Annotated in this window: 18 protein-coding genes; 6 read left to right on the top strand and 12 right to left on the bottom strand. The window is 58.5% G+C overall.

The annotated features are described in order from the left end of the window. Nucleotides 1-75: 75 nt before the first annotated feature. Together ACFQY0_RS03355 and ACFQY0_RS03360 are read left to right on the top strand one after the other, a co-directional pair. The gene (locus tag ACFQY0_RS03355) at nt 76-1269 is read left to right on the top strand and encodes an efflux RND transporter periplasmic adaptor subunit (protein ID WP_379709078.1); all 1194 of its coding nucleotides are present in this window, start codon (nt 76-78) and stop codon (nt 1267-1269) included. Between the two features lie 156 nt (nt 1270-1425). Next, the gene (locus tag ACFQY0_RS03360) at nt 1426-2304 is read left to right on the top strand and encodes a LysM peptidoglycan-binding domain-containing protein (RefSeq protein ID WP_379709080.1); all 879 of its coding nucleotides are present in this window, start codon (nt 1426-1428) and stop codon (nt 2302-2304) included. A 105-nt stretch (nt 2305-2409) separates the two neighbouring features. Here the strand turns inward: ACFQY0_RS03360 and ACFQY0_RS03365 are convergent, their stop codons facing one another. The 3 genes from ACFQY0_RS03365 to ACFQY0_RS03375 are packed head-to-tail and all read right to left on the bottom strand — an operon-like array spanning nt 2410 to nt 5014. After that, on the bottom strand, nt 2410-2895 hold the full coding sequence (locus ACFQY0_RS03365; protein WP_379709082.1) for an Lrp/AsnC family transcriptional regulator: 486 nt from the start codon (nt 2893-2895) through the stop codon (nt 2410-2412). A gap of 29 nt (nt 2896-2924) precedes the next feature. Further along, nucleotides 2925-3998, bottom strand: coding sequence for a 6-phosphofructokinase (locus ACFQY0_RS03370; protein WP_379709084.1), 1074 nt, complete (start codon nt 3996-3998; stop codon nt 2925-2927). A 56-nt stretch (nt 3999-4054) separates the two neighbouring features. Beyond that, on the bottom strand, nt 4055-5014 hold the full coding sequence (locus ACFQY0_RS03375; protein WP_379709086.1) for a D-alanyl-D-alanine carboxypeptidase family protein: 960 nt from the start codon (nt 5012-5014) through the stop codon (nt 4055-4057). Between the two features lie 352 nt (nt 5015-5366). On the opposite strand from ACFQY0_RS03375, the gene ACFQY0_RS03380 reads away from it, so the two are divergent. The 3 genes from ACFQY0_RS03380 to ACFQY0_RS03390 all read left to right on the top strand — a co-directional run bounded on the left by ACFQY0_RS03380 (nt 5367) and on the right by ACFQY0_RS03390 (nt 7678). Then, entirely contained in the window at nt 5367-6239 is an 873-nt protein-coding gene (locus ACFQY0_RS03380) for a hypothetical protein (RefSeq protein WP_379709088.1), read from the top strand. Between the two features lie 71 nt (nt 6240-6310). Then, nucleotides 6311-7219, top strand: coding sequence for a tRNA (adenosine(37)-N6)-dimethylallyltransferase MiaA (gene miaA, locus ACFQY0_RS03385; protein WP_379709090.1), 909 nt, complete (start codon nt 6311-6313; stop codon nt 7217-7219). Nucleotides 7220-7276: 57 nt separating this feature from the next. Next, nucleotides 7277-7678, top strand: coding sequence for a Minf_1886 family protein (locus ACFQY0_RS03390; protein WP_379709092.1), 402 nt, complete (start codon nt 7277-7279; stop codon nt 7676-7678). Here ACFQY0_RS03390 and ACFQY0_RS03395 read toward each other — a convergent pair whose 3' ends face one another. The 9 genes from ACFQY0_RS03395 to mnmA all read right to left on the bottom strand — a co-directional run bounded on the left by ACFQY0_RS03395 (nt 7679) and on the right by mnmA (nt 15408). After that, entirely contained in the window at nt 7679-8422 is a 744-nt protein-coding gene (locus tag ACFQY0_RS03395) for a purine-nucleoside phosphorylase (protein ID WP_379709094.1), read from the bottom strand. A gap of 74 nt (nt 8423-8496) precedes the next feature. After that, nucleotides 8497-8940, bottom strand: a complete 444-nt coding sequence (locus ACFQY0_RS03400; RefSeq protein ID WP_379709096.1) for a Dps family protein — start codon at nt 8938-8940, stop codon at nt 8497-8499. A gap of 35 nt (nt 8941-8975) precedes the next feature. Beyond that, nucleotides 8976-9647 (bottom strand): tetratricopeptide repeat protein, encoded by a 672-nt coding sequence (locus ACFQY0_RS03405; RefSeq protein ID WP_379709098.1) that lies wholly within the window; start codon nt 9645-9647, stop codon nt 8976-8978. Between the two features lie 76 nt (nt 9648-9723). After that, nucleotides 9724-11544, bottom strand: coding sequence for a sodium:solute symporter family protein (locus ACFQY0_RS03410; protein WP_379709100.1), 1821 nt, complete (start codon nt 11542-11544; stop codon nt 9724-9726). A 15-nt stretch (nt 11545-11559) separates the two neighbouring features. Then, entirely contained in the window at nt 11560-11826 is a 267-nt protein-coding gene (locus ACFQY0_RS03415; protein WP_379709102.1) for a DUF4212 domain-containing protein, read from the bottom strand. Nucleotides 11827-11986: 160 nt separating this feature from the next. Further along, a complete protein-coding gene (locus ACFQY0_RS03420; protein ID WP_379709104.1) occupies nt 11987-12907 on the bottom strand; it encodes a 2-dehydropantoate 2-reductase in 921 nt (306 codons plus the stop codon). Nucleotide 12908: 1 nt separating this feature from the next. Further along, on the bottom strand, nt 12909-13763 hold the full coding sequence (locus tag ACFQY0_RS03425; RefSeq protein ID WP_379709106.1) for a histone deacetylase family protein: 855 nt from the start codon (nt 13761-13763) through the stop codon (nt 12909-12911). A 155-nt stretch (nt 13764-13918) separates the two neighbouring features. Beyond that, complete coding sequence (locus tag ACFQY0_RS03430) at nt 13919-14296, bottom strand: hypothetical protein (RefSeq protein WP_379709108.1); 378 nt, start codon at nt 14294-14296, stop codon at nt 13919-13921. A gap of 32 nt (nt 14297-14328) precedes the next feature. Next, entirely contained in the window at nt 14329-15408 is a 1080-nt protein-coding gene (mnmA, locus tag ACFQY0_RS03435; protein WP_379709110.1) for a tRNA 2-thiouridine(34) synthase MnmA, read from the bottom strand. 102 nt (nt 15409-15510) lie between these two features. On the opposite strand from mnmA, the gene ACFQY0_RS03440 reads away from it, so the two are divergent. Next, on the top strand, nt 15511-16386 hold the full coding sequence (locus tag ACFQY0_RS03440) for a hypothetical protein (protein WP_379709112.1): 876 nt from the start codon (nt 15511-15513) through the stop codon (nt 16384-16386). Nucleotides 16387-16397: the final 11 nt, after the last annotated feature.

Genomic DNA, 16397 nt, shown 5'->3' on the forward strand with positions numbered 1-16397 from the left:
AAGGTTCACTCTCCGCTCTTCGTATTTGGCAAATCATCGTCGTGGGAGCATCTTCCCGCCGCCCGCATCATCTCCATGCTCATCCGCATCCTCATACCGATTCTGATTCTCCTGCTTGGGGGCCTCGCAGCCTTTCAGCTTTCGAAATCCGTGGAGTCACCGAAGATCAGCCATTCGCGCGAGCAGAAATTGAGGTCCGAAGTTACCGAGCTTCGGCGCACCGACTTCCCGCTGATTCTCGAAAGCCAGGGAGTGGTTCGCGCACATCACGAAACCACCCTCACTCCGACAGTTTCAGGGACGGTTGTCAAAATTCACTCAGGCTTTGAAGACGGTGCTTTCTTCAAGATGGATGAAGTGCTTCTCGAGCTGGACCCTGCGGATTTCAAAGCAGCGGAATCCGGTGCTTCATCCCGGCTCGCCCGGGCCGAGGCCGCACTCGCTCAGGAAGAGGCGCGAGCCCGGCAAGCCCGGCTCAACTGGGAGGATCTCGGATACGAAGACGAGCCCTCTGAGCTGGTTCTCAGAATTCCCCAGTTAAAGGAAGCCCGCGCCAATGTCGAGGCCGCCCGAGCCGACCTTGATCAAGCCGAACGCAATCTTCTGCGCACCAAGGTCAGGGCCCCATTCGATGGCCGCGTCCGGAGCCGGGTCATCGGCCTGGGAGAGGCCGTCGGGGCTTCCACGCCACTCGGCGCGATCTTTGCCACGGACTTTGCCGAAATCCGGCTTCCGCTTACCCCTGAGCAACTTGCCTTTGTCGACCTCCCAACCCACCCCGGCGATCCGGAAGTTGCGGTCACTCTGGCCGACGCCCTTGGCGCCACGCCCGGTGAGGAGCCAACGACATGGAAAGCGCGCATCGTTCGCTCCGAGGGCACCCTCGATGAGTCGTCGCGCGAACTTTTTGCCATCGCCCGCATCGATGACCCCTTCGGTCAAATCAGCGGCAAGCCCCCCCTCCGTGTAGGTCAACCGGTTCGAGCAACCATCGAAGGCGACATTCTTGAAAAGGTCTTCGTCATCCCTCGGGATGCGCTCCGCGGCATCAACACCGTCTATCTCGTGAACCGTGATGAGCCGGCGATCCAGCGCACCAAGATCGCCCCCATCTGGTCGAACGCCGAAACGCTCATCGTTCGCGAGGGTCTTGAAGAGGGTCAGTGGCTTTCAGTGACCCGCCTCCCCTACGCCCCCGACGGCGCGCCGGTCGAAGTGGTTCATCCCACGACATCCGCAGCGACCCCTGACCAGAGCACGGACTCCTGACTGCTCTCTTTTTATAACTAATTGGCGGCAAGACGTCGCAGTGGGAGCTTTTGGGAAAAACGCATCAATCGTAGCCCACACCACTCGTGGTTTTGCTTAGGTTTTCTTAAATTTAAATTGCGCTAAGCAAAAGTTTTTGAAACTCTTCGCGGCGTTATGAAGAACTTGTCTTTGCTCGCCCTTCTGCCCCTTCTCTCGCTGGTTCAGCCGGCAGGAGCTGAAACCAGCACGGCGATTCTTGAAAGGCGTTGTTCCGAACAGGAGCGTCAGATCCAGCAACTTGAGGAGGAGAACAGCCGTCTTCGCAGTCTTCTGGAGACGGCCACTAAGATGGATGCTCCCAAGAAGGCAAACCCCTCTCCGAAGGTGGATACCCAGGCGCCTGCCGCACCGAGCACCGCGTCGAAGCCTGTTTATTATACCGTTTCCCAAGGCGACACCTTGAGCCGAATCGCAGGCAAGAACGGCACGACTGCCGAGTCCCTCGCGCACCTGAACAACCTCAAAGTCGACGGTCTCATTCGACCCGGACAGAAGCTCAAGCTCCCTCAAAGCGCCGTGGTACCCAGCAGATCATCGGGCAGCAGTGCCGAGATGGTCGCATCGAGTCCTGCAAATCGTGGGGGCACTCACACCGTGAAGCAGGGCGAAACTTTTTTCGGCATCGCCCGCAAGTATGGTCTCAGCGTTGAAACGCTCACCGCCGCCAATCCGAAGGTGGATCCCCGTGCGCTGCGCATCGGTCAGAGCCTTCAGTTAGTTCCCGGAGCTTCGGCTCCGGTGGCCGCAAGCAAGGCCGCACCCGCGCCAAAATCCCAGCCAGCGCCTTCGCCGGCAGCGGAGACCTCGTCGAAGCCGGTGAGCAACCAACCCAAGATCCGCTCCGTCCGGATCGATAAGGAAATCACTTTCGGGGACTTTGCTGCAGCCCACAGCATGGAACCCGCAAAACTGAATGCCCTGAACGGCCTCCACCTCGAGTCCAGCACAGTCCTTGCGAAGGGATCGGAGCTCTATGTTTCCGCTCAGCCCTAGTAAAATAGAGCTCCGCTTTCCTTGGATGGCCCGATGCAGGGCATGGCACCCCACTCGGAACTCCGGTTCCGAGTGGGCTTTTTGTTTCCTTTCGAAACCAGAGGATCAAGGAGCAACCGGAAGGCGCTCGGGCAGATCAACCTTCTCAAAAAGGAAGCCGTTCTCCTTGTAGATCTTGAGACGGAAATGGGTCGCGGTGGAAAGTACGCCATCCATCGTACTCAGCTTTTCGGAAACAAAGCGAGCCACCTCACGCAGATCTCGACCTTCGACGACCACCATCAAATCGTAGCCGCCGCTTGCCAAATAGCAGCTCGTTACCTGCTCGAAGCGCGCGATGCGCATCGCAAGCCGGTCAAAGCCACCACCCCGCTCGGGTGTCAGCTTCACCTCGATGAAGGCGGAGACATCATCATCTCCGGCGCGGTCGGGATCGACCACCGCCTGATAGCCGGCAATGGTTCCATCCTTTTCCCAGGCGGCGATGCGAGCCCGGACATCATCCTCGGTCAGGGAAAGCGTCTCCGCCAACTCCTTGTGGGTGTAGCGGGCCTTGAGGCGAAGGAGTTGCAGTAGTGGATCTATGGACATCTTGGTTTTGAATAAATTTGCTCGGGAAATCAGTCACCCAGGGAAATGCCGATGGCGCGGGCGGCTCCGACCATTTCGCCATCCGGCTCGACGACGCGGAGCTGGTTGACGGCGTCCTCGATCGGCACGGAGTCCACGTGATAGGCTTGATAGCTTACCATTCGACCGAAGCGACCTTCTTCCGCCAGCTTGATGGCCATCACGCCGAAGCGGGTGCCGAGAATCCGGTCGAGCGCGGTGGGTGCCCCGCCCCGTTGGAGGTGACCAAGGGTGCAGGCACGGGTTTCCTTACCGGTGAGTTTCTCAATCCGGTGGGCCACAATTTCCCCAATGCCTCCCAGCCGGACTTCCCCCCCGGTGTTCTCATTGAGTGTCACGATCTCACCGTCGGGCAGCTTGGCTCCTTCGGCGACGACCACCAGCGTGCTGTGATATCCTTGCGCATCGCGCTGACGGATCACCTCGGCAACCTTATCGGTGCTGAAGGCAATTTCTGGCAACAAAATGACATTCGCACCACCCGCGATGCCACCCCACAGAGCGATCCATCCCGCATGGCGGCCCATCACTTCGAGGACCATCACACGCTTGTGACTTTCCGCGGTCGTGTGAAGTCGGTCGAGCGCGTCAACCACGGTGCTGACGGCGCTGTCGAACCCGAAGGTCATCGCCGTCGCCTGCAGATCGTTGTCGATGGTTTTCGGCACCCCAATGATTGGCCAGCCTTCGCGGTAGAGCTGCAATCCCGTGGTGAGTGAGCCGTCGCCTCCGACGATGATCAGGGCGCGAATCTCGAGCTGATCGAGGGTCCGTTTTGCTTTGGCGACAATTTCTGCGGGGACTTCGGAGACGTTTCCCTTGCCGATTTTCGCCGCGAAATTCCCCTTGTTGGTGGTTCCAAGAATGGTCCCGCCGAGCTTGACGATCCCGATGGTATCCTTGGGTTTGAGCACCTTGTAGTCGCCAGGAGGCAGCAGTCCTTCGAAGCCATCCTTGAAGCCGATCACTTCCCATCCGAGCTGATCGGCTGCGCCGACGACTCCGTGAATCACGGCATTGAGTCCGGGGCAGTCACCCCCACTGTTTAGAATTCCGATACGCATGGTCAAATATTGTGGTTAGAAATTGTTAGATCGCGTTCAGCTCGGGATGGCGGCCCTCAGCGAGGATTGGGGACATTGAGGATTTCGCGATTGCGATCCTTGATGGGAGCCCCTGAGTTGACCCACTGGTCGTAGACGGCCCATCCGGATGGAATGAGGGATTTTGCCCGGTCAAAGCGATTGGGGGTGTTGAGCAGCACGATCATCAGGCGTCGCGGCGTCACGCCCTTGCTGCCATCCGGTTTGGTCCGAATCAGAGGGTCGCGTTCGACCGAGATGGAAAGGCATTCACCTGCGGCCTGAGTCGTCCCGGTTTTCACCCCCAGGATGACATCGGAGACGAGCTCGTTGGTGTTCTTGAGATTGAAGGCCCGCGCGCCTTCAGCCCCCGTCACCGACACCTTGCGTTCCTTCTGCCGCGACATGAAGGTGAAGCCTGGTCGGCGCATCGCGTAGATCGAAAGCTTGGCCATATCGGCAGCGGTGGAAAGCCCCGCCTTGCCGTTGATTTCCAGCCCATGGGGGTTGATGAAGGTGGTTTTTTTCATCTCCAGAGCTTCGGCGAGATGGTTCATTTCGACGATAAAGGCTGCGATCGGATCGCCCGAGCGGCCTTTTCGCGCCAGAAACTCCCTGCCCACGTGGTCGGCGAGGGTCAGCGCGGCCATGTTATCAGAGCCCAGCAGCGTAGAATAGAGGGCATTTCGCAGCGTAAGACGCTCTCCCGGCTGAAGATTCATCGGATTCGCGCCAGGGCTGGTCGCCACGGCCGGAGGAACCACCGCTTCCCGGGTGTCGAGATCGATTCCTGCGGCTTCCGCCCAGTCAACGACCATCACACCAGTCGCAATCTTGGTCAAGCTGGCAACCGGCCGCTTCACGGTGGAGTTCTTGGCTATCAACACCTTACCCGAATGGGCTTCGACCACCATCATGGCGTCGTTTCCCTGTGCTGAGGCCAGCTTGGGATTGAAAATACAGGCAGCGGCAGCGAGGCAGATAAATGCACGAATCATGGTCGACGGCCCGCAATGTAGCGAGCGACCAGCCCGGCTCAACCCCAAAGCCTGAGAATACAATTCGCGCCTTGCCATGCCCCCCCCAGCCCTTAGCTTCCCGCGCGTCGGGGGACCTTTCGGATCCGCAGAAAATGGACGGGAGTCCCCGACTTTCAATACCGGGTCGCATACGCGCCGCCCCCGGGTCTTTTCGGAGAAATCACCGTCCCGCTTCGCAAGGGTTGATTCTCCCCGGCAACAAAAAGCCGGAAGTCCCGCCGGGAAGCCAACCGCCGATCAGAGACATTTCCTATAAAGACTCTGCCAGCGGAAATCGGACCGCATGGACCCGCCACAATGCAACAAACACATGTCAAACGAAACATCCGATAGCCAGGGCAGCGGCGGCCAACGCCGACGCTCCCGTGGCGGAAGAAACAGAAATCGCAACCGTCGCACGAATCAGGACGGTAGCCCACGCAACGACAACCGCGAAGGTGGTCGCGATGGCGGCAACCGCGAAGGCGGCCGTCAACGCAGCGGCAACCGCGGTGGCAGTCGTCGTGAGAGCCAAGACGGTCAAGGCCGCACCCACGAGCGTCGTCAGCCGAAACCAGCACCCCTCACCTGGTGGCAGAAATTGCTCAAATCGATCGGCCTCTACAAAGAGCCCGTTCCACCGAAGCGTGCTGAGCGCGGCGAGCCGAAATCCAACACCCGCGTGGCCACAGGCGGCGCGGAGTCGGGCGAGCCCAAGAAACGCGGCGAACGCAAGCCACGCAAATCCCGTCGCGAGCCCCGCGACAACGACGAGCACCGTGAGCGCCGCCCGCCGGAAAACATCAATGTGGAGTCCAATCGACTCTACCTTGGCAACCTCTCCTACGAAGCCTCCGAGAGCGATCTCGAAGAGCTCTTCAAAGGCATCGGCAATGTCCGTCGGGTTGAGATCGTTTACAACCGTCAGACGCATCGTTCGAAAGGCTACGGCTTCATCGACATGATGAATAAGGACGAAGCCACACGCGCCGTGGAGGTTCTTCACGACCAGTTCTTCATGGGACGCCGTCTTGTGGTGAATGGAGCCAAGTCACAAGGCCCGGCCGATGGTGAGGACGAGGAGTCCAACGAGCCGAAGGAAGCACCGAAGCCTGCGACAGAAGCACCGGCAGCCGAGGAAGCCCCGACCATCGAGGAAGCTCCTCCGGCCGAGGAGCCGAAGGTCGAGGAATTCAAGCCTTGATTCAGTAGCCTCATTTCAACGCTCCGCCCGCTTGTCCGGGCGGGGCGTTTTTTGTTTCCTCACCGGAAGCCATGCCATCACTTCATCCCATCTACCTCTGCGGACCGACCGCCTCGGGCAAAAGTTCGCTCGCCATTGCGCTCGCCCGGCAGCTCGGTGGTGAAGTTGTGAATGCGGATGCCTTTCAGCTCTATCAGGGGCTGGAAATCCTGACAGCAGCCCCATCGGCGGAAGAGCAGTCGAGCGTTCCCCATCATCTCTACGGAGTTCTCACCTCCGATCAGACCTGCGATGCCATGCGTTACCGCAGCCTCGCGCTTCCCGTCATCGAGGAAATCATTTCCCGCAATGCCGTCCCCATCGTTACGGGTGGTTCGGGCCTATATCTGAAATTTCTTACCCACGGCCCCTCACCTTTGCCAACGGGGGATCATGCTTATCGCGAGACCCTCGCTCCCCTTTCACTCGAGGAACTTGCCGCTCGACTGCAAGTCCTTGACCCGGTCGAAGCGTCGAGGACTGACCTTCAGAACCGACGCTACCTCACCCGCGCCATTGAGATCTGCGAGCTGAGCGGACAGCCTTGCTCCGCACTCCGGGATCGCTGGGAGACGATCACTCGGGAGGTCACCGCCGGTCTCCGTGGTCTCTTTATTCAGCGCGAGCGCCCCGACCTCCACCGTCGGATCAACCTCCGCACCACTCAAATGCTCGATGGCGGCGCACCCGACGAAGTCCGCAATCTTGCCGGAGCCTCGTCGACCTTTGAGAAAGCCATTGGCTTTCGTGAAATCACCGCGCTCAACGAGGGCCGGCTCAGTCGGGAAGAATGCACCGAGCGAATCCAAGCCGCCACCCGTCAGTATGCCAAGCGCCAGGAGACCTGGTTTCGCAGGGAAGATTGGCTCCGCCCGCTGCTTTGGGCCCCGGATTCTCCGATGCCTCTCGAGGCGGCCCTCGAAATCCTCGGGGTTGGCTGACTCCCTCCGGCTCTATCAGGTTTTGACGAGTCGCCAAACCCTGTCCAAAATACCGCCATGCAAGCCGCGCAGTTCGAACACGCCATCGAGAGTATTCTCAAGCGCGACAAACGATTCGACCCTCACGCCTATCTTTTCCTGAAGGACTCGCTCGATTTCACGCTCAAGCGTGCCGCTGAGTCCAACGAGGGAAATGCCCGTCACGTGTCGGGCCAGGAACTCCTATTTGGATTTCGGGATCTCGCGTTGCAGGAATTCGGCCCGATGTCCGGCACCTTGATGAGCGAGTGGGGAATCACGTCTTCGCGAAATATCGGCGAGATGGTGTTCCAACTCATTGAAGAACAGATGTTTGGCCGGCAGGACTCGGACACCCTCGAGGACTTCGATGATGTTTTCGATTTCGAGGAGGCATTCGTCGCACCATTCCTCCCCCAGCGGAGCACCGCGAAACGCTAACTACGCGGGGTCGCCGAGAAGGTCCTTCAGCAGGGCGACCATTTCCGCCGCAGCACGCTGACCTGTTTCCACGACATCGTGGTGGTCCAACTGGGCGCCCGGCATGCCGGCCGCCCAGTTGGTGAGACAGGAAAGGCCGAGGACCTGCATGCCCAAGGCGCGCGCCTGAATGGCTTCGAGCACCGTGCTCATACCCACGGCATCTGCTCCCAGCATGCGCAGCATCCGCACTTCGGCAGGCGTCTCGTACTGCGGTCCTCGTAGACCGGCATAAACTCCTTCATACAAGTTCATCCCACGCGCTTCGGCTTTCCGACGCAGCCGGTCCCTCCAGCTTTCGCTGTAGACCTCGCTTAGATCGACAAACTGCGGAGCGCCTTCCAGCGGCGAAGTTCCCGTGAGGTTGAGATGGTCGGAGAGCATCATCCAGGCACCCGCCTCGAAGCCGGCATTCACCGAACCGGCGGCATTGGTAAGAATCAGGCTTCCGACTCCCCGCTCGTGCATCCATCGGACGCCTTGAGTGAGCGCCTGTGCGGAGTGGCCTTCGTAAAGGTGAACGCGCCCTCGCATCACCACCACCTCCCGGCCTGCGAAGCTGCCTAACAGAAATGCTCCCTCGTGGCCTGGCACCGTTGAAACGGGCAGGCCAGCTTTTGAAAATGCCACTGTTTCCCGGACATCCACCTGGTCCGCCAACGAACCCAAACCCGACCCCAGCACCAGTCCGATCGCTTCACTCATCGGAGGATTGAATCTCCTGCTCGGAAAATAGCACTCCCAAACTTCCGATCATCGGCGGAGTGGCGAATAAGGCATCAGGCAAGGTATGCCTTGAGCATCCAGACCGCCTTTTCGTGCACCTGGGTGCGAGCGATCATCAAGTCTTCCGTCTCATCATCGCCCGCATCCGCAGCGGCCTCGCGAGCATTCTTCAGGCTCTCAATGACTTTCTCATTCGCCTTGGCCAGATGAGCGACCATTTCGTTAGCCGGAACGTCCTCGGCGATTTCCTCCATTCCGGAGAGTTTCGCGAGCTTCGAGAGTCCGCCAGGTGCCAAGGCTCCCAGCGCGCGAATCCGTTCGGCAATCTCATCCACGGCGACGAAGATCTCGTTATATTGTTCTTCAAAAGCCGCGTGCAGGGCGAAGAACCCCGGCCCCCTCACGTTCCAATGGCAGAGGTGGGTCTGACCAAGAAGAGCATAGGAATCGGCAACTACTTGGCGGAGGGCGGTGATGACAGGTTTGGCTTCAGACATGCTTCCCTGATAGCATAGCTAACAGAGAGTGCAACTTACGGTTTTGGAACGGCGTTTTCCGTCTTGCTCTCAAGCTTCTTCGGCTCGTCCTTCTTCAAATACTCATCCAGCGGCACGAGAAGATCCTTTCCATCCATCATCTTATCGGAAAGTGCCTGCGCTTCGGCAATGAGGTCCGGGGTGAGTCCTCGGGTGCCGGAGATATTCTTTCGGGCGTTGTTAGCAGAAGAGTTGTCGAGCGTGACCGAGACCAACAACAAGGCCACGCCGGCTACCTTGTCCACTTTGACTCCGTCACCCCGCACATGGAGCATTCCGAGATTTCCAATCGCCAGGGGATCCCCCTGCTTCGAGGCCTTGCGGTACCATTCGTTGGCCTTCTCGAAATCGACCTTGGTCCCCCGACCGTTTTCGTAGAGCACTCCGAGGTTGAATTGCGCGAGCGGGTTGCCCTGCTCGGCGGACTTCCGGTACCAGCTCACCGCCTCCTTTTCATCCTTCTCCACCCCGATTCCCTGCTCGAACATCAGGGCGACATTGAACTGAGAATCGGCATGACCGTCATCCGCCGATGCCCGGAATTCCTTGTAGGCAAGCGGAAGGTCATTGGCCTCATAAGCGGCGATGCCCTTCTCGAAATCCGCATGGGCTGGAATCGTCGATAAGGAAATGGCGAAGAGGATGGCGGATTTAAAAGTCGAGATCATGTGGAGTCGGTGGTCGAGGGATGGGTCGTGCGATGAAGCATTTGGTGCGAGAGATGAAGCCGTCTGGCTCGTTGTCTCAATGGTGCGACGCCTCAGAAGCGCCGCTGGGAATGTGGATGCTGGCAACCATGTCTTGAACTTCCTGAGGTGGCGCCGGGGTGAAGGCACAGACGACGAAGGACACCACGAAATTGATCAGCATGCCAACGAAGCCGATTCCCTCCGCCTCGATTCCAAAGAGCAGATGTTCCTTATGGCCGCCAAGGAACTGGAAATAGACGATATATCCAATGGTGAATGAAACCCCCGCAAGCATGCCGGCCATCGCGCCCTCCTTGTTCATGCGCTTGTAAAAAATCCCGATCAGAAGTGTCGGGAAGAACGAGGCCGCCGCCAGGCCGAAGGCAAAGGCCACCGTCTTGGCAATGAAGGCGGAAGGTGGGTTGATTCCGAAGTAGGTCGCCACCGCCAAAGCGACGAAGGAGGCAATCCGGGCGTAGTTCACTTCCTCCTTATCGCTCAGATCCGGTTTGATGATCTTCTTCATCAGGTCGTGCGAGATGGAGGTGGAGAGCACCAGCAGGAGTCCGGCAGCCGTCGAAAGCGCGGCAGCGATGCATCCGGCCATCAGTAGCGCGATCACCCACTTGGGAAGGTTTGCCATGCTGGGATTCGCCATCACCATGATGTCGTTGCCGAACCACAGTTCATTGGGGTTGGAATCGTCGGCCTTGTTGGCGAGGAGACGTTCTCCGCTGGCTCCGATGCGCTGGTTCTCAGGCGCGTCGTAGGCGGGGTACGATGGCGCAGCACCTTGGAAGACACTATCGGTACTGGCCTCCGATTTTCCCGGGCCGGAGTATTGAATCCTTCCATCCCCGTTCTTGTCGACCCATGCCATCTGACCGGTCGCTTCAAACTCCTGGAACCAGGCTGGTGCCTCACTGTAGCTCGTTCCGTTGAGCTTCTGAATGAGATTCACCCGCGCAAAGGCCCCGATGGTAGGAGCTGTTAGATAGATGACGGCAATGAACAGCAGGGTCCAGCACGCGGAGATGCGCACGGCCTTGACGCTTTTCACCGTGAAGAACCGGACGATGACGTGAGGCAGACCGGCGGTGCCGCACATCAGCGCCGCAGTGATGCAGAACATATTGATCGTCGACATCTTTCCCGAAGTGTATTCCGCAAAGCCCAACTCGGTGTTGATGCTGTTCAGCTTTTCAAGGAAAGGGACGGTCTCCTCTCCTGCCGTGTAGTTCCCGATGAGACCCAACTGCGGAATGAAATTGTTTGTCAGCGCGATGGCGATGAATATGGCCGGAATCGTGTAGGCGAACGCCATGACGCAGTACTGCGCGACCTGAGTGTAGGTGATGCCCTTCATCCCACCGAGACCTGCGTAGAAGAAGACGATGGTGGCTCCGATGATCACTCCGGATGGAATGCCAATTCCGAACAACTGGGAGAAGACCACGCCCACGCCCCGCATCTGTCCCATGATGTAGGTCATGCAGATGAAAATGGCGCAGACCACCGCAATGGCGCGCGCGACTTTCGAATAGTAGCGATCACCGATGAAGTCCGGCACGGTTGCTTTGCCGAACTTCCGCAAATAGGGGACCATTAGAATGGTCAGCAGCACGAAGCCACCGGTCCATCCCATCAGGAAGCGTGATGCATCATAACCGCTGATCGCCACCGTGCCGGCCATGGAAATGAAGGTCGCGGCAGACATCCAGTCCGCCGCCGTGGCCATACCGTTTGCGAGTGGCGAAACACCCCCTCCCGCGGTGTAATACTCCGAAGTGGATGCAGCACGGCTCTTGACGGCAATCCAAATGTAGAGCGCGAAGGAAAGGCCGATGAAGACGAAGTTGAGTGTATCCTGGGTCATCTTGTGGGTTTCCAATTACTTGCTTTCCGAGTAGCCGTGCTTGGCATCGAGGCGGTTCATCAGAATGGCGTAGACGACCAGGAGAACGATGAAGCTGATGATCGATCCCTGCTGGGCCATCCAGAATCCGAAGGGCGCGTGACCGATGGACGGGGCATTGGCATCGAGCCAATCGCGGAACAGAATGCCGCACCCGAAGCTCACCGCGAACCAAACGACTAACAGGCCAAGAACGATTCGCAAGCAGGCCCGACGGTGGGCAATGGGATGGTCGATTTTCATCAATACGGGTTGGTGGGTTTTGGAGTGCTGTCGCCAGGAGCAAACCCCTTTTCAAAAAAGGACTCCAATAACAGAACACTGCGACGCTAGCTTTCCTCCTTACCTTGCCAAGAATTTCCTTTTGCCCCGTGAGGCGGGCGTGGTGAATCGGGTGAATCCGCTAGCGTCTCTCCCGAAGCCTCTCCTGGATGCGGGACGCGAGGGCTTCCATGTGGGGCACATCCGCACCCGCCAGCTTGGCTTGTCGTAGAGGCTCTGCCCAGATGGCATCGAATTCGACTTCACGGCCTTCGACATAATCGATCATGCTGGAAGGTCGGTAGGCGTCCATCCCCTTGGTTCGGTCGATTTCAAAATCGACCACGGCCGGATCAATTTCACATCCCAGCGCGCGAGCTGCTCGAATCACATCGCCCATGACCGCCCGAATTTCAGATTTGGTCTCCGGATCAGCGAGGAGCCGATCCGTCGTCACGCCTCCTTCCGCAATCGAGAGTCCATTGAACGGTGTGTTCCATACCAGCTTCCGCCATTGGGCGGTCTTGAGGTCATCGGAAAACTCCGCCGGGATGTTGGCCGACTTGAATCGTCTAACAAGCTCTTCAGCCTTGGATCCGGCGGGCGGCGCAAGCCAATCGCCAATCGTCACCTTCCCGCCTGCGGTGTGCTTCACGAAGCCTTCCGAAAGTCGGTTGAGGCAGACAAAACACAGCCCGCCCATCACCCGTTCGGGGCCAACGATCTCTGCCAGACGTTCGCAGTTTCCGAGGCCGTTCTGCAAGGTCAGCAGCTGCGTTTCTTCATGACACAGGGGTGGGAGGACCGACTCAAACAGGTCGTTCGCTGTCGCTTTCCAGGCGACGATGATCAAATCCACCGGGCCGATTTCCTCGGCAGTCCGAAAGGCTTTCACCGGCTTTAAAACTGCATCGCCGTGAACGCTTTCCAGACGGATACCCTGCTCTTCGACGGCCTCGTAATCCGAGCGCAGGAGAAAGCTCACATCTTCCCCATTGAGTGCAAGTCGGGCTCCATAATAGAGGCCCACCGCACCCGCGCCAACGATGGCAATCCGCTTCATCTCAAAGTCCCCGGTATTCGGTTGCCAATTGTTTGGCGATTTTCACCGTGTTGCGGTGGATCTTTGCCGTGAACTCGCTTTGGCGATTGAAGCCACCGCCGTAGAGAACCGCCACCGGCACTTGGTTCCCCAGGAAGGCACGGAGTAGTACTTCGTCGCGACGCGCCAGATCCTGCACCGACAGATACATCTCGCCGAAGCGGTCATTCTGATGGTTGTCCGCCCCGGCCACCCAGATTACCAGATCAGGCGAAAAAACATCGAGCGCCGCCGCCAAAGTACTGAAAAGCTGTTTCAGATACATGCCTCCTTCGACGTAGCGGACCGTCTCGACATCCATCGAACTCCCAACTCGCTCCTCCTTGGAGAATCTTCCAACGTGGATCGAATAGGTGTAAACCCGGGGATCATCCGCCAAAATCGCAGCCGTTCCATTTCCCTGATGGGCATCGGTATCCACGACCATCACCCGAATCCCGGGTCGCCGCATCTGCAGGTCGCGAATCGCCACCGCGACATCATTGAAAACGTTGTAGCCCTCGCCGTGATTGCTGAAGGCGTGGTGCGTGCCGCCCGCCAAACAGACCGCGACGCCCTCCGCCAGCGCCGCATAGCAGGTCTGACGGGTCGCCTCCACTTCGGTCGCGCTGCGCTGGTAGAGCTTTCTGCTGACCGGCAGTCCGAGCTGCATCTGCTCCTTCGTATCCAGGTGTCCCCGATAAATCCGCGAGAGATAGGCGGGATCGTGGACGGATTGGAGCACATGCTGCGCCGCCTGACCCACCTCCACGACTTCTTCCGGCCGCAGGATTCCGCCTTGAAGGAGCATGTCCTTCGATTCTCGGAATTTCGCCATGGGGAACGGATGCCCCAAGGGTAATTCCAGCTCCAGGTTCTGTGAATAAAAGCAACGCATCGGCCACCGCTACGCAATCACACATGCCCGCCGTTGACTAATGAAATGTCCGGCTTTCGATGCCTGCCAGATCCCGCCTGCTCGGAGGCCAGACGCTACCGGATCTCCAGCTCTCCCGAGTTTTCGCTCCAGATCCACACTTCGTCACCGCCCCTGCCGGCACGTTTTTCGAAAACAAACCATCCATAGGTTTCGTTCCAGTGGAAGTCGTAGCAACGAACCCGGCGGACTTTGGAACCATCTTCACTGACCGGGTGGATCGCGGTGACCCGACGGACGTGGCTCGCTTCGAATTTCCCGTCGGTCTTGGTTCCTGAAATGATGGAGGCAATCGCAATGGGAGTCTCCGCCATATCATTGAGCGAGGCGATCAGCTTGACCGCCGCTTTTGGGTCAAGCTCGTTGACGGGCTGAGCATCGATTGCCGAACTGAGCAGCAGCAATCCCAACAGAGGCGATAGAATTTTGTTCATCCGTGCTATAACGACAGAACCCGCCGGAATATTCACTCCAATATTTCTTCAAAGACGCCACCACCCAGAAGTCTCCCGCCATCGTAGAAGGCGCAGATCTGGCCGATGGCAAGAGCGCGCTGCGAATTGCTGAAACTGACCTCGATCCCGCCATCGACCGGCTCGATCCGGCACGGCTCGGGTTTGGCCCGGTAGCGAGGGAGGGCTTCAAGCTTCATCGGACGATCGAAGCTCTCATTGATCGTCGAAAGGGTTCCAACCCTGCAGCGCCTGGCGTAAAGCCCGGTCGTTCCGGATTCGTCCCAGCCCACAATCAATCGATTGCTTTCCAAATCCTTGCCGACCACCACGTAGGCCATCCCATCACGCGGCGAAGCGACGCCGTGTCCTTTCCTCTGGCCGAGGGTGTAGAGGTGCAGGCCGTCGTGCCTGCCGAGAACCTTGCCGGAGGTGTCGACAATCTCGCCGGGCTTGTCCGGCAGGTAGTGGCGGATGAAATCGCGCATCTTGATCTCCCCGATGAAGCAAATCCCCTGGCTGTCCTTCTTGCCCGCGGTGATCAGGTCATGTCGGCGGGCGACTTCACGGACTTCCGGCTTGAGCATTTCCCCCACCGGGAAAAGCGCATGCCTGACCTGCCTCTGGGTCATCATGGCGAGGAAGTAGCTTTGGTCCTTGTTCGGGTCCGCCCCTTTGAGGACAGCGGCTTGGCCATTGCCGAGGACGCGCCGTCGGGCGTAGTGCCCGGTGGCCACCGATTCAAATCCCTGCTCAAGGGCATAGTCGAGGAAGACCCCGAATTTCATCTCGCGATTGCACCAGACATCGGGATTCGGGGTGATGCCACTGCGGTAGCCTTCCACGAGGTAATCGACGATGCGCTCTTTGTACTGATCGATCAGATCGACCACGCGAAACTCGATTCCGAGCTTCCGGGCCACGGCCAGCGCGTCTTCCAGATCCGTCTCCCACGGGCAGTCGCCGGGCAAGCCTTCCGCATTCACCCAGTTCTTCATGAATGCCCCCGTAACCTCATGTCCCTGCTCAATCAACAAGGCGGCAGCTGCCGAGCTATCGACACCGCCTGAAAGTCCCACCAACACCTTCGCCATGCCGCTGATTCAAAACACCCCCCACCCGCTGCCAAGTGCCGAATTGGCATAAATCGAAATTGGAAAATTGATCATTCGGATTTCGAAGCTCAGCTTCGGCCCGTGTCCGCAACTGCCCGCTCACCTCTCTCCGGCTGTACCATTCTGATTCTGGCCGTCCTGATGCTCGTGTTCCTCATCGGATTTTCGATCTGGACACCCTTTCGCCAAGCCACCGAAATCGAAAAGTTCACCAAGGAAGCTCCCGAACCACTGCCGGTCCTTTCGCTGGAAGCGGAGGAAATCGCCGCCCGCGATTTCAAGGAGCGTCTGGAGCTATTTCGCAGCGATCTTTCCGATGAGGAAAAGGAAGCCCGGATCGAGATGAGCGCCAAGGACCTGAATCTCGCGGTCGCGATGTTCCCTGCCCTGGAAGAACTCCGGAAGTCTTTCCTCGTTGAGAAAATTGAGGACGGCGAACTGGTCATCGATATCTGCTACCAGCTCAACGGCCGTCCTCGCCTTGCCAAGGAAGGCGAAGACGGACCGATTACCGCCGACCCCCGCTACTTGATCGGCACCATTCACGGTCACCCGATGTTGACCAAGCGCGAGCTCGTCCTGCAGGTCGACCGTCTCGAGGTGCCCAATGCCGAAGTCGCCGAAGGCTTCATGGGACATTTCTCAACCTTGCGGATTTTTGAGAAGAGCCTCAAAGACCCGGAAATCGGTCCTGTGATGGCCAAATTAACCTACGCTGGTCTCGAAGGGGATAAGTTGGTGCTCGCTCGAATCCCCGGTGATCCGATCCCGGATGTGGTCACGGATGAGGTTTTCATGAAAAGTGGCGGGAAAATTGCTGTATTCCTCGGCGGAGCAGCCCTCATTTTCATCGTCCTCGCAGGAACGGTGCTGTATTTGGGTTACCGAAAGCAGCTTCAGAAACTTCAGGAGTCTGAAGAGACAAACTCAGGTAATCCTGACGCTAATGAGCCGTAATAAGAAAAAAG

Origin of the sequence: Haloferula chungangensis (assembly GCF_042664875.1) — a bacterium.
GTDB classification, from domain to species: Bacteria; Verrucomicrobiota; Verrucomicrobiia; order Verrucomicrobiales; family Akkermansiaceae; genus Haloferula; species Haloferula chungangensis.